The sequence below is a fragment of the Streptomyces sp. NPDC012510 genome (genome assembly GCF_042955065.1).
Lineage (GTDB): Bacteria > Actinomycetota > Actinomycetes > Streptomycetales > Streptomycetaceae > Streptomyces.
In genome coordinates, this window is sequence record NZ_JBIBEN010000028.1 from 1 (window position 1) to 12,337 (window position 12,337).

At 71.0% G+C, this 12,337-nt stretch carries 12 protein-coding genes; 6 read left to right on the forward strand and 6 right to left on the reverse strand.

Annotated elements, in window-relative coordinates; genetic code table 11:
* Positions 1–1,090: IS1380 family transposase (locus tag ACFY9I_RS36295; protein ID WP_391009851.1), on the reverse strand; the 1,090-nt coding region annotated here is incomplete at its 3' end.
* Positions 1,091–1,925: 835 nt separating this feature from the next.
* Here ACFY9I_RS36295 and ACFY9I_RS36300 point away from each other — a divergent pair.
* Complete coding sequence (locus tag ACFY9I_RS36300; protein ID WP_391009854.1) at positions 1,926–2,954, forward strand: substrate-binding domain-containing protein; 1,029 nt, start codon at positions 1,926–1,928, stop codon at positions 2,952–2,954.
* A 118-nt stretch (positions 2,955–3,072) separates the two neighbouring features.
* Here ACFY9I_RS36300 and ACFY9I_RS36305 read toward each other — a convergent pair whose 3' ends face one another.
* The 3 genes from ACFY9I_RS36305 to ACFY9I_RS36315 all read right to left on the reverse strand — a co-directional run bounded on the left by ACFY9I_RS36305 (position 3,073) and on the right by ACFY9I_RS36315 (position 4,710).
* A complete protein-coding gene (locus tag ACFY9I_RS36305; protein WP_391009857.1) occupies positions 3,073–3,420 on the reverse strand; it encodes a hypothetical protein in 348 nt (115 codons plus the stop codon).
* 253 nt (positions 3,421–3,673) lie between these two features.
* On the reverse strand, positions 3,674–4,372 hold the full coding sequence (locus tag ACFY9I_RS36310; RefSeq protein ID WP_391009860.1) for a permease prefix domain 1-containing protein: 699 nt from the start codon (positions 4,370–4,372) through the stop codon (positions 3,674–3,676).
* Positions 4,369–4,710, reverse strand: coding sequence for a helix-turn-helix transcriptional regulator (locus ACFY9I_RS36315; RefSeq protein ID WP_391009862.1), 342 nt, complete (start codon positions 4,708–4,710; stop codon positions 4,369–4,371). The genes ACFY9I_RS36310 and ACFY9I_RS36315 overlap by 4 nt, the downstream gene beginning before the upstream one ends.
* A gap of 83 nt (positions 4,711–4,793) precedes the next feature.
* Here ACFY9I_RS36315 and ACFY9I_RS36320 point away from each other — a divergent pair, with 83 nt between their 5' ends.
* The 3 genes from ACFY9I_RS36320 to ACFY9I_RS36330 are packed head-to-tail and all read left to right on the forward strand — an operon-like array spanning position 4,794 to position 6,058.
* On the forward strand, positions 4,794–5,261 hold the full coding sequence (locus ACFY9I_RS36320; RefSeq protein ID WP_391009865.1) for a hypothetical protein: 468 nt from the start codon (positions 4,794–4,796) through the stop codon (positions 5,259–5,261).
* Positions 5,262–5,266: 5 nt separating this feature from the next.
* Positions 5,267–5,587 carry a hypothetical protein gene (locus ACFY9I_RS36325; protein ID WP_391009867.1) on the forward strand — a complete coding sequence of 107 codons (321 nt, stop codon included), beginning with the start codon at positions 5,267–5,269 and terminating at the stop codon, positions 5,585–5,587.
* A 42-nt stretch (positions 5,588–5,629) separates the two neighbouring features.
* Positions 5,630–6,058 carry an ATP-binding cassette domain-containing protein gene (locus ACFY9I_RS36330; protein ID WP_391009870.1) on the forward strand — a complete coding sequence of 143 codons (429 nt, stop codon included), beginning with the start codon at positions 5,630–5,632 and terminating at the stop codon, positions 6,056–6,058.
* A gap of 590 nt (positions 6,059–6,648) precedes the next feature.
* On the opposite strand, the gene ACFY9I_RS36335 is transcribed toward ACFY9I_RS36330, so the two are convergent.
* Positions 6,649–7,002 carry a cupin domain-containing protein gene (locus ACFY9I_RS36335; RefSeq protein WP_391009873.1) on the reverse strand — a complete coding sequence of 118 codons (354 nt, stop codon included), beginning with the start codon at positions 7,000–7,002 and terminating at the stop codon, positions 6,649–6,651.
* 961 nt (positions 7,003–7,963) lie between these two features.
* Positions 7,964–8,359, reverse strand: coding sequence for a trypco2 family protein (locus tag ACFY9I_RS36340; RefSeq protein ID WP_391009876.1), 396 nt, complete (start codon positions 8,357–8,359; stop codon positions 7,964–7,966).
* Between the two features lie 91 nt (positions 8,360–8,450).
* On the opposite strand from ACFY9I_RS36340, the gene ACFY9I_RS36345 reads away from it, so the two are divergent.
* Both ACFY9I_RS36345 and ACFY9I_RS36350 read left to right on the forward strand, forming a co-directional pair.
* On the forward strand, positions 8,451–9,833 hold the full coding sequence (locus ACFY9I_RS36345; protein ID WP_391009879.1) for a trypsin-like peptidase domain-containing protein: 1,383 nt from the start codon (positions 8,451–8,453) through the stop codon (positions 9,831–9,833).
* Positions 9,830–12,184, forward strand: coding sequence for a tetratricopeptide repeat protein (locus ACFY9I_RS36350; protein ID WP_391009882.1), 2,355 nt, complete (start codon positions 9,830–9,832; stop codon positions 12,182–12,184). Before ACFY9I_RS36345 ends, ACFY9I_RS36350 begins: the two co-directional genes overlap by 4 nt.
* The last annotated feature ends 153 nt before the right edge of the window (positions 12,185–12,337 follow it).

A 12,337-nucleotide genomic window follows, 5' to 3' on the forward strand; every position in this document is an offset into this window, starting at 1 on the left:
CCCGGGCGGCGCGGATGCGGTCTTCGGCCCGGGCCCGCAGCCGGTGACGGAGCTCGAGCTGCGCGATCGGCCGGTCGGGCGTGTTGGTGGCGAAACAGGTCAGTCGCATGCCATCCGCGTCCGTGAGCCGCAACTGGGCCCCAGGGTGTGGCCGTTCCTTCCTGACGATCAGCCGCATGCCCTTGGGCCAGCCGTCCAGGACGTCGCCGGTGAGTTCAGCGACCCAGGCGCCGTCACGGATCTCACCCTCGGCCTCGACGGCGGGCGTCCAGGCCGATGCCGGAACCTTCAGCACGTGCTGGTGGATCGCCTCGGTGATCACCATGCCGACCGAGTAGGACAGCCACCGCCCTCGTTGAGCGAGCCAGGTGACGAAGTCGTGGGTGCCGCCCGCGGAGTCGGTGCGTATCAGGGTCTGCCGTCCGCGCCGGTACTTCTTCGGCAGCTGGGCCAAGGCCAGTTGAGTGGCGGTGATGTGGTCGGTGGCCGTGTTCGATCCCGCGTTGCCTGGTCTGAGCAGGGCCGCGACCGGTTCACCCGTGCCGCCCGGTCCGTGGTCGACGAACCCCATCAGCGGGTGGTGCCCGTAGGTTCGCTTCCACGTGGGTGCGGCGTCCTCCTTGTCCGAGTGCGCGATCACCAGCACTCCGTCGAGGTCCACGGTCACCGTCCCGTCCGTATCAGGCGCTTCCCGGTCCGACAACCGCCAGACATGTCGGCGGACTTCAGCCCGCGCAGCACGGATGGCCCGCAGGGCCTTCTTCCCGGAGGCTGCGAGGGTGTCGACAAGGCGGGAGACCGTCGGGTCGGAGGCCACCGGCCCGAACACGGCCGGCTCGGCCCGCAGCATGGCGACATCCGCGAGGCAGTCCCCGCCCAGCGCGATGGCCAGGGCCACGTCCAGCAGGACCTTGCCCGGGTCGTGCACTGCCCGAGCCTTCCGCCACGGCGTCAGCGCCGCTGATATCGCGGTGTCCAAGCCGGCCTTGCGGACGGTCTCGACCAGCAGCACGCCCCCGGCCTGCGAGACCACCGTCCGGCCGCCGCCCTCGATGCGGACACGCGGGTACGACCCGATACGCTTCTTCACCTGGAGAGTGCTTCTTTCCGTGCAGCTAACAGGACCCTAGACAAGTCCCATCGTTGCAGGTCAGGAGCACTCTCCGCTTATTTGATCAAGCCTCGGACACTCCACCTCGTGAAAGCGCGAGGTTAGGACGCTGAATTACGCGGAACGCAGGGAAGTGGATGTACTCCCGGTTCCTGTGACCCCGCGGGAACCGTACGTCGCCTGCTCCACCTGTTACCGCCGGCGCCGAGCGCGAGCCGGAGGACGCGTGCGTAGGGACGTCGGGTCGGACGCCGACGGTGACGCCGATGTCGGTGGCCGGGGAGTTCCTTGATCACGACGGTGGACTCACCCTCGATCCGCCCCTCGTCGGAGGAGCTCCTCCTCGAACCACGGAACACTTCTTGTCGGCTCCCGGCCATCCCCACCGGGAGCAGGACGGCCCCGGGGACGCGCCGTTGACCGGCTGAACGAAGATCCACCGTTGCTCGGCTTCTGCCGCCGAACACTCAGTCGGCGCCACCAAGGCCGCGGAGCATCCGGTTCCACAGGTGCGTCCGGCAGTGCCGAGAAGACGTCGGCCTGTGCGTGCCAGCCGCGGAATAAGCCACGGAACATCTGGTGGGGCTCGTCGTGCGGTAGGGGGCCCCTCAAAGAAGCCACTGTGTTCTCCTTCGCTGCTCCGTTACCGTTAACGTTACCGTTAACGGGATTCTCGCTCAGGATCGCGGATTCCGTCAACGCCCGCCCCCGGACGGCTCACGATCCGCCGGTGGCGGGCCGGCGCTGCCTTGGCCGACCGGTGAACCTGGTTGACTTGGACACAAGGCGGTACGGGAACAGAAGCGAGTGCAGCGTGGCCGGACAGCGGGAAACGGAAGACCAGCGGACGCGGGGTGCGCGAACCGTCAAGCGCGTCACGCTCCGCGACGTCGCTCAGGCGGCAGGCGTGTCCCATCAGACCGTCTCCCGGGCGATCAACGGCAAGGGGGAGATCGACCCGGGGACTCAGCAGCGCGTGCTCGACGTCGCACGGCAGTTGCGGTACCGGCCCAGCCGGTTCGGCCGGGGGCTGGTCCGCCCGGACGTCGTGTCCGTCGGGCTCATCGTCCCCGATGTGGTCAACCCCTTCTTCCCGGAGTTCGTGGCAGGAGTGATCGCGGCCGCGGACGAACGCGACTGGCAGGTGCTCGTGGCCAGCACCGAGAACGATCGGTCCCGGGAGCTGGCCCTGGTCCGCTCACTCGGCCAACAGGTGGACGCTCTTGTCGGCTATCTCAGCCATCCCGATGCGCAGCTTGAGCCGTACGTGGGCTCCGTGCCGCTGGTTGTGGTCGATCGTGGGCTGGACTCGTCGAACCACGCGTTGGTCCACATCGACGCCGCGGCCGGAATCCGGGCCGGGACGCAGCACCTCATCGACCGGGGTCACCGCCGCATCGGCCTGATCGACTGCGAGTGCCTGAGCGCCCCGTTGGTCCGGCGCCGCACCTTCCTCGAAGTCGTCGGCGAACACGCGCTGCCCGTCGACGAGGGTTGGGTCGTCATGGGTGGGCAGTCCCCGGACGGGGGCGCCGCCGCGTTCGAGGCGCTGTACGCCGCGCGCCCGGACGTCACCGCCGTGGTCGCCTTCAACGACCTGGTTGCGCTCGGCGCGCTCCGGGCCGCACGCCGGCTCGGCGTCCGGGTACCGGACGACTGCGCACTGGTCGGCTATGACGGGCTGAGCGTCGTCGATCTCGTCGACCCGCCACTGACCACCCTTCACCTCGACAAGCGACGGATGGGCGAACTGGCCATCCACCAGGTCGACCGACTCCTCGCGGGCGAACTGCCGCCCCCTATCGTCCTGACACCGAGCCTGCGTGTCCGCGGCACGACGTGACCCGCCTTCGACCCCGCTCCGTCCGTGGGGTTGGGCCGCTGAGTGGCTCGGTGGTTCGCCCGTGATGTTTTCCTGACGTCGCGGGGCGGGCCGTCGATGACGCTGCGGCTGCGCCGGTTCAAGGTCTCGTCCCGGTTTCGACGAGCCTCTGAACCCACTTGCGGCGATGGACGCGATAGCCGCTGATGACGGCCTTGACGTTTTCCTCGCTGTTGATGGCGATGAAGACAAGGGGGAACGGGAGACCCCATACGAGCGCCGCCATGGATGTCAGCGGAATGGCGATCAGCCACTGGCAGGCCAGCTCCGCCCTCAAGATGTAGACCGTGTCTCCCTCGGCCCTCAGGAGACCGTTCTGGAGAGTCATGCATGTCATCCGGAAGATGAACGCGAATGCCAGGACGACGGCGGTGTCCCGCGCGACGCCGATCGTCTCGCCGTCGATTTCCCCGTGGATCATCCCCACCCAGAAGCTGGTGCTCGCAGCGATCGCGCGCCTCGTCTGCGGACTGCTCGTCGTTGCCCATCTGCGCGTCGAGGTTCGCCGGTAGCGTGGCGCGACAAGGAATGCGTGACAGTGTGAACAGGGTTGGGCGAGCCGGCCGGTCCCGGCCCGGCGGCGCTCGGTGCGGGGTGCCGGGTGCGCGTTGGCCGGATGCGCGTCGGCCGGGTGGATCGCCGCGGTTCGGGCGCCGCCCGGCGACGGAATCCGGCGACCGTTATTCGGGCAGCCGTGACACCGCCGGTTCCATGATCGGCAGGCGTGCGACCTGGCGGCAGACGCGGACCGAGCGGGCCATCGCGCCGTGCGAAGCGGCGGCCAGCGAGCAGGCGAGCGCGATCAGCGGCCAGTTGGTCGCCAGGACGGAGGCCGTGGCGAGGGCGAGTGTGGCGACGGCGATGGACATGCTGGCGGTCGTGCCGGTCCAGCCGACCAGCCGCGGCAGTTCGTCCGGGGTGGGCAGCCAACGGGCGAGGGTGCCGGTGGCCGCGAGGGCCCCGGCCGCGAGCAGGGCCGCCACGACCGCGGTGCCGGCCAGATAGACGGCTATGAGCTGAGCGGTCCACGGCAGTGCCCAGTCCCGGGCGTCGCCCGCGTTGCGGACGAGGAACCAGCAGGTGAGCAGGAACGGCATGGTGACGGCGACGGAGCGGGCCGTGTGCCGGGCCTGGGCGATGGTCAGTTCCCGCTGGCAGCTCGCCACCAGGTCGTCCATGGTTCCGAAGTCGCGCAACGCCTGGTCGGCGGCGCGTTCGTGGGACAGCCCCCGGCCCGCGTGCTCCGCGACGGCATCCGTGAGGCCGTCGCGCACCTCCTCCAGCAGCCTGGCCTTGGCACGGTCCGGGCCGTGCAGGGCGGCCTCCAGCGTGGTGAGGTACTCCTCGACGGGGTCGCTGCGCTGTTCCACGGCGCTCACGTGAGGAGTCCGGGCGAGGCCGTGGGATTCAGGACCGAGCCGATCGCCGCCGTGAACTCGTCCCACGCCGACCGCTCGCTGGCCAAGGTGCGCTGCCCGGCCTCGGTCAGCTCGTAACAGCGCTTGCGCCGCTGGCCGACGGACTGCCAGCTACTGCGCAACAGACCCACCCGCTCAAGGCGGTTGAGGGCGGGATAGATCGTGCCCGTGCGCAGTTCGAGTGCGCCGCCGCTGCGTTCCTGCACCGCGGTGATGATCGCGTACCCGTGCAGGGGGCCCGGCTCGAGCACCGCGAGCAGCAACCCGTCCAGATGTCCTCTGACCGCGTCTTGTCTCATACGTAGGCAGCCTACACAAGTGAGCTGTTGCCGTGCTATCTATTGGTAGCCAACATATAAAAGGATCCATGGGGAGGGCCTCAGTGACAAAGTTCTTGCTATCGGTGCATGTCATCCTGGCGATCCTGGCGGTCGGGCCGATCACCGTGGCCGCCTCGATGTTCCCGCGCTACGCGAAGCAGTTGGCGGAGGATCCGCAGGGGCGGGCGGCCGGGGTCGCCGGGATCCTGCACAAGATCTGTCGCGGGTACGCGCTCTTCGGCATCGGTGTCCCGGTCTTCGGGCTCGCCACGGCCGTCCAGCTCGGTGTTCTCACCGATGTCTGGCTCGTCAGCTCCATCGTCCTGACCGCGGTCGCCGCGGCCGTCCTGGCCATGGCCATCCTGCCGAACCAGCAGCGGGTGCTCGCGGTGGCCGGCGGAACGGCCGAGCCCGGCACGTCCACCGTCCCGGCGAGCCGGCTCTCCATGCTCACCGGTGTCTTCAACCTGTTGTGGACGGTCGTCGTGGTCCTCATGATCGTCCGGCCCGGCTCCACGACGGGTGCGTGACGCCGATGCGTACGTTGCGCATCGCGGCCGCCGTCGAGGCATTCTCCCTGGTCGTCCTGCTGATCAATGTCTTCACCATCCATGCCGAGCCGATCACCTCGCTCGGCGGACCGGCCCACGGCATGGCCTACCTCGTTGCCATCGCCATGACCTGGGCGGTCCCCGCCGCCGCGGGGACGGGCGCCCGGTGGCTGGCGCTGATCCCGGGAATCGGGGCCATGCTCGCGCTGCGCAGCATCGGCGGCGCGTTGGAGAGCACCGGGCCGAGCGGGTCCGCGCCGGTGCGAGAGGCACGGTCGCCGAGCGAGAACAGGACCCGGTCATGAGGGGTACCGCCGCGCAGGCGGCCATCGAGGGGCCGCGGCCTGGTGAAGACGTTCGGGGAGAGGCGGGTCGTCGACGGCGTCGGCCCCACCGTCCCGGCGGGAACCGTCTACGGCGTGCTGGGACCCCACGGTGCCGGCAGGACCACGTTTGTGCAGGCCCTCGTGACCCTGCCGCGGCGGCCGGACGGCGGCCAGGCGCGGATCTTCGACCGCGACGTGGTGCGGGGAGGCGGACGAGGCGCGCGCCCGCGTCTCGCTCACCGGGCAGTACGCCTCGGTGGACGGGGACGGGGACGGGGCGGGGACGGGGATCTGACGGGGACCGAGGACCTGGTGTTCCTCGGCCGCCTGCTCGGCCACGGCAAATCCGCGGCCCGCACCCGCGTCGCCGAACACCTCCTGGAGGCCTTCGGGCTGACCGAGGTCGCGGCGCGGCAGGTGAAGAGCTACTCGGGCTGCGGCGTCGTATAGACCGACATCGCGGCGTCCATCCGCAGACCTCCGCGACGTGATCGTGGAAAGCCCCACCGCCCTGGCGGGTCGGCTTGCTCGCCCCTTGCCGCACCTCACGCACACGCCCGCCTGAACATGCTCCGGGAGAAGGCCCGGCCTGCCACGACCGCCCTAGCTCACCGCAGCGAGCAGCGACCTGCTCGGCCACCGCGACATACGCGCCAAGGCGTACCCGCAGAGGCGTACTCCGAGGCGTACTGGGGCATCCACACCGTGCGCGCCAGGGAGAACTTCGCCATCACGGGGACGCCGATTGCCGTATACCCGCATCTGATCGTCGCTCTGGCCGCCGTGAAGGCTGCCGTCGGCTTTGCGAACGGTTGCGCTCCACCTCCACCTCGATGCCCACCTGCTTCCCGTGCGTGACGACGGCGCTCCTGAAGCCCTGGTAGACCAGGATTCTCTCCACGGTGTCGGTGTGCCCGCGCCTGCGGGCCGCGGGCACACGGAGGGCCCTGCGTTCCGGGCCTCTCCGTGCGCCCGATGTCTTCTGGGCAGGTGGCCCTCGCGAGAGGTCTCGAAGACGACCGGGCCCTGCGGGATCGGCGTTACGACACGGTCAGGTAGATCTTGCGCACGGTTTCGATGGTCTTCCAGACACCGACGTAGCCCGGCTTCATGACGAAGCTGTCGCCTGCCTTGTAGACCACCGGCTCACCACCTTCGGGCGTGAGTTCGACGACGCCGGAAATGATGTGGCAGAACTCGAAGGTCTCGCCCTTGATCGAGCGGGTCTCGCCGGGCGTGGCCTCCCAGACACCCGTGTTGATCGTTCCCTCGCGGGCGGCGTCCTGGGCCCAGGTCCTGAAGGTCGGGTCGCCGGAGATCAGGCGTTCCGGCAGCGGGCTGGACTCGCTGGGAGCGAAGGAGGGATCAGTGTCGATGGTCTTCAGGAGCGACATGCTTTTTCCTCTACTGGTTATGGGAACGACATGAATCGGGACCGACCTACCAAGCGTCACCGGGGCGAGTTCGACCAGGCGCATCGCGCATCGCGCATCGCGGACCAAGGCCTGACGACTGCCCCTCCACGGTCACGGCGCGCAGCAGGCCGTCGGTCCCCCGGCGGGCGACAGGACCCTCCTCCTGAGCGGTTGGGCCACACACGGACCGGTGGCGAGTCCTCCTTGGCGGTGTCGACGGCCTCCGTGGACCCGGTACCCGGTGTGTCCGGGCCGGGCGGTCACCAGGCCGAAACCGCTTTCGCCACCTGCCCCGGCGCCTGCGCCCTCCGTGTTGCGGTGACGCCGTCGACGTACCGCTCGGCGAGGGCAGGCACGCGACGCACAGGTGGGTGTTGACTCCGCACGAAGTGCCGGTGATCGGCTCGCGGGGGTTGTGGACTGCTGGTGGTTGTCTGCGCGCAAGCGTGTTCTGGGTGGTGCTGTCCGGCCTCCGCCACCATGGTGGTGGTCACGGGGTGCCGATCAGCGAAGGTGACCTGATGGGCGACCTCGACAAGTACCGGACCATGGCCGGGCATGATGCTCGAACCGGCCTGACCGGCGGCGTGGTGGGTGCGATCGTTGCTGTCCATCGTCTCGGACACCCCGTACGGAGCCCACACGTGATCTGTCCGTTGCGGGCACGGAAATCGGACGTTGTGTCAAGCACGGCCCTGATGGGCGGCACGCACTGCCCCCTCGGCCCAAGGAAGTGCTGAAACCTCCGTCGAGCAGGGCGATGGCCGCCTCGGTGATGCGCTCCCTGGACAACGGCGGCTCGAGCGCTCCCCCTGACCCCGCCGTGCGTGGTCAGCGGGACCTGGGTATGGTGCCGGCTCAGGCTCGTCGTGGTGTGCGTGCGACCTCGCGATCGGCGCGGTCGTGGCGGCTGCCTCGGTGCGGTTCGCGGCCGCGGCCCTCAACGCGCCCACTCGACCGGGGCCTTCCCCCCATCAGGCGGTCCCTGGTCCCGGGACAGCGAGCCCTCCTCGGGGCCGCGGTGGTCGCGGGCCGGTACGTCGTCGCGGCTCACCTCGTGGGCGTGGCCCGCCGGGCCCGGCAGGGGTTTGAGGTCCACCTGGATCCGGTGGGTGGAGTCGTGGCTGACCGTGCCGCCGAGGCGGGCTTCGACGACGCCCAGGCGCAGGCCCGCACCGCCCTCGCCGGCGCGGTGGAACTGGACGGAGAACTCCAGGCTGACCTGCTCGACGCTGAAGCGCCAGTCGCTGGCCGCGCCCTCGGCCTGGGCGCGGGCCAGTTCCGCGCGGACCGTGCCGATGGCCTCCGCGAGACCGACCGGTTCCGGATCACCCATGTCAACTCCCCGTCGGTTTCCGTCGATTGACCGGTTCAAATTGGTTCACAAGTCTAGGGACGCAGGATGCCCGCGCGTAGTGTGAGACAGCATGGGGGAATTGCGTGCGGACTGGAGGCTCCGGCTGCGGCGCGAGGGCGCGCACGGTCCCGTCTGTGGCGCCGGCGTGCTCGTCGACCAGCGCACGGCGCTCACGTGCGCCCACGTGGTGCGCGACCCGGACGCCGTGATGTGGCTGGAGTTCGCCGAGAACAGTGACCTTGAACCGGTGTCCGCCCGTGTCCTGCCCGGTGGCTGGCTGCGGGGGAGCGGGGGCGGCACGGGAGGGCCAGGAGGCGCTGGGGGCGCTGGGGGCCCAGGAGGCGCGGGGGGTGAGGACATCGCCGTACTGCGGCTGGATCATCCGCGTCCGCAGGCGCGGCCCGCGCGGCTGGAGCCCAGGCTGTGGGGCGGCATGGAGGTGTTCGCGACCGGCTACGCGGAGGGCTTCGACGACGGGATGACGCTGTGGGGGCGCGTCAGCGGGGTCAGCGGGGAGCGGGTGCAGCTCGACGCCGTCACCAAGGCCGAGGTCGTGCGCAAGGGCTTCAGCGGGGCTGGTGTGTGCACCCGGCCCGGCGAGGGGCGACCGGCGCGGGTGGTCGGGCTCGTCGTGAGCTGGCGGGGTGACATGGGCGAGGTGCTGCCCGAGAACAACCGGCTCGCCTTCTCGTACCTCGTCCCGGTCGACCGTATCGCCGAACTGTCGCCGCATATCGAGGAGTTGGCGGGACCGGACGCCTGGGACGACGGTTTCGAGGGGCGGGTGAACCGGTGGTTCGAGGACACCGACGAGGACCCCGTGAAGATCACCGTGGTGTCTCCGGGCAGTGGCAAGGACCGCTCGCTGCGTCATCTGCTGCACCGGGCCGACCTCGTTCACCGGGGCGGCGGCTCCAGCCGGCCGGACCTCGCCGACCGCGCTCTGGGCCACATCGCCTTCCCGCCCGGCCAGTACCTCGCGTACTGGGACTGGCTGCTCGGCACCGCGCAACGGCCCGCGCGGCCCCCGGTCCTCGCGTCCGGCCGTCCGGTCACGGTCGTCGTCGACGGTCTCGACGCGGAACCCGAGCCGGGGCCGTTGATCGGGCTCCTCGCCCGATTACGGGCGGTCGGTTTCCGGCTGCTGATCGTCTTCGGGCACGAGGGCGGCACCGGCTGGAACGCGGCCCGCGACGAGCTGCTGCGGCCCGCGCTCCTCGCTCACGCCGACGCGCTGCTCGCCCGGTTGGAGGAGGCGGAGTTCGGCCGCGTGATCCGCGACGATGTCGTCGACCCCGCCTCTCTCGAGCCCATGACCAGGACGGCCGGCCGGCGCAGGGCCGAGCGTCGTCTCGTCGACGAGACCCCGGACCCGCAGCGGCGACTCGGCCGGCTGCGGGAGCTGATCAGGGACCTGCGCGCCGATCTGCGGCTCTACGGAGGCCCGGCATGAAGTCCGCCGCGCGGCCGGGGCAGGGGGCGGACCAGGAGGGCCCGGCGGTCTGCCCGCACCGGCGTTTCAGCGGCGCCCCCTGCGGCGGCACCGTCCTGCCCACCGGATACTGCGCCGAATGCGGTCGCGCCGAGGACGGCCCCCGGCTGCCCGAACTCCCCGAGGACCCCGGCCGTCTCGGTCCGGCCGAGCTGCTAGCCCTGCCCGAGCGCGTCCCGCGCCCCGCCCGGGAACGCCTCGTCCACCCCGAGGCACCGCTGCGTGTCCGTATGGGCTGCTCGTCCCCCGAGTGCGGCACCACCTTCGCGCCGCCCTACACCGTGGGCCCGGTGCCGGTCGAGGGGCACTGTCCGGCCTGCGGCGAGCCGTACTCGTACCGGCCCGAACTCGCCGAGGGCGATGTGCTGCGCGACCAGTACCGGATCATGGGGCCCATCGCGCACGGCGGGCAGGGCTGGGTCTATCTCGCCGAGGACACCCATCTCGGTGACGTGGTCGCCGTCAAGGGGCTGCTCAACCGCTACGAGCAGGACGGGGCCCGGCTCGCCGACGTCGAACGCCGCAACCTCGTCGCCATCCGTCACCCCCGCATCGTGCAGATCCGCGACTTCGTCGCCCGCCGCGACGACAGCGGCCTGATCACCGGCGGCCACATCGTCATGGACGACGTCGGCGACGGCACCCTGGAGAAGGTCGTCAAGGAGACCCGGCGAGGGGAGTTCGTCCTCGACATCGAGCACGTCGCCTCGTACGGGTGTCAGATCCTCGAAGCCTTGGGCCATCTGCACGCGGGTGGTGAACGGGTCTTCGTCTACGGGGACATGAAGCCGTCGAACGTCGTGCACCACGGGGACGGCGTCAAGGTCATCGACCTCGGCGGCATGCGCGAGCAGGGGCAGAGCCAGCCGCCCGCCCATGTCACCCCCGACTACATGGCGCCCGAGACGGCGTCCAAGCCCGTGCCCACCGTCGCCCACGACCTGCACACGGTCGGTGTCACCCTGCGGGAACTCGCCGGCTGGGCCGTCGACGAGGTACCGGGACTGGGCACCGCCTCCTTCTGGGGCGTCGTCCACCGCGCCACCCGGACCGATCCCGGTCGGCGGTTCGTCGACGCCCGGGAGATGGCGGGCCAACTGCGCGGCGCGCTGCGGGAGATCCGCGCCCTGCGCGGCAAGAGCGACCCGCCCGAGCCCTCCGACTACTTCTGGCCGTCCCCGCAGCTCCTCGGCGCCCGGCTCGGTATGGTGCCGGGCATCGAGCACTGGCTGGAGCGGCCCCGCCGCGACCGGTACGAGCCGCCCACGGCCCCCGCCCTCGACCTCGGCGCCCCCACCCCCACCGAGATCGCCCGCGGGCTGCCGGTGCCCCGGCGCTACCCCGGTGATCCGCAGACCGCGCGCTTCGAGGTGAGCAGCGGCTACGACCCGGGGCAACTCCTCGACCAGGAGGACGGCAAACCCCCCTCGGTCGAGATCCGTCTGCACAACGTGCGCGTCCTGCTGGGCCGGAACACACGGGACGACCTGGAGCGCGCCCAGGAGGAACTCGACACTGCCGACTCCATTCCCGGACCGCCCGCGGTGCGCCGGTGGCGGCTGGAGTGGCACCGCGCGCTGGTCGCGCTGCGCCGCGCCGGCCTCGACGACAACCTGCGGCGGATCGCCGAGGCCAAGGTCCACTTCACCAAGGTCCGCCTCGAACTGCCCGGCGAGTACGCGCCGAAACTGGCCCTCGCCTACTGCGGGGAGCGGCTCGGCGACGACACGGCCGGGCCCACCGCCAAGGAACTGTACGAGGCCGTGTTCGCCCGCAACCCCGCCCATGGAGGCGCCGCCCTGGGCCTCGCCCGGCTCGCGCTCCGCGCCGGCGACCGCCGGGCCGCCCTCGATGTGCTAGGCCGGGTCCGGCCCGGCACCCTGGACCACACCGTCGCCCGTGTCGCCGCCCTGCGCATCCGCGCGGCCCGGCTGCCCGAGGGCGCCGATCCGCTGCCCGCGCCCAGCGAGGTCGACACGGCACTGACCGCACTGCGCGGCCTCGTACGGCAGGAACCGGGTGCCGGTGAGCCGAGCCTGTCCGAGGACGAGGCGCTGCGGCTGAGCACCGAGCTGTACGAATGGCAGTTGGACGCCCTGTACAGCCGCGCCGACCGACCCGGTCCCGGGGGAGCGCGCGGCGGTGGACGGCTCGATCCCCGGGGGCTGCGACGCATGAGCGCGAAGGAGCGGGAGCTGCGCGAACGGATCGAGTCGCACTACCGGCAACTGGCCGCGCGACACGGAAGGTCGGCCGCCCACGAACACCTCGTGGACCTTTCGCACGCGGTAAGGCCGCAGACCGTGATCTGAGCGCGTGGCAGCGGCCGGCAGGGCAGCCGCCGACGGGGCCCGGGCGGGGTGACGGGGTCCGGGCGGGGGTGACGGGGAAGGAGCGAAGGATCGAAGGAGCGAAGGATCGAAGGAGGGATGGATCGAAGGAGGGATGGATCGAAGGAGGGGTGG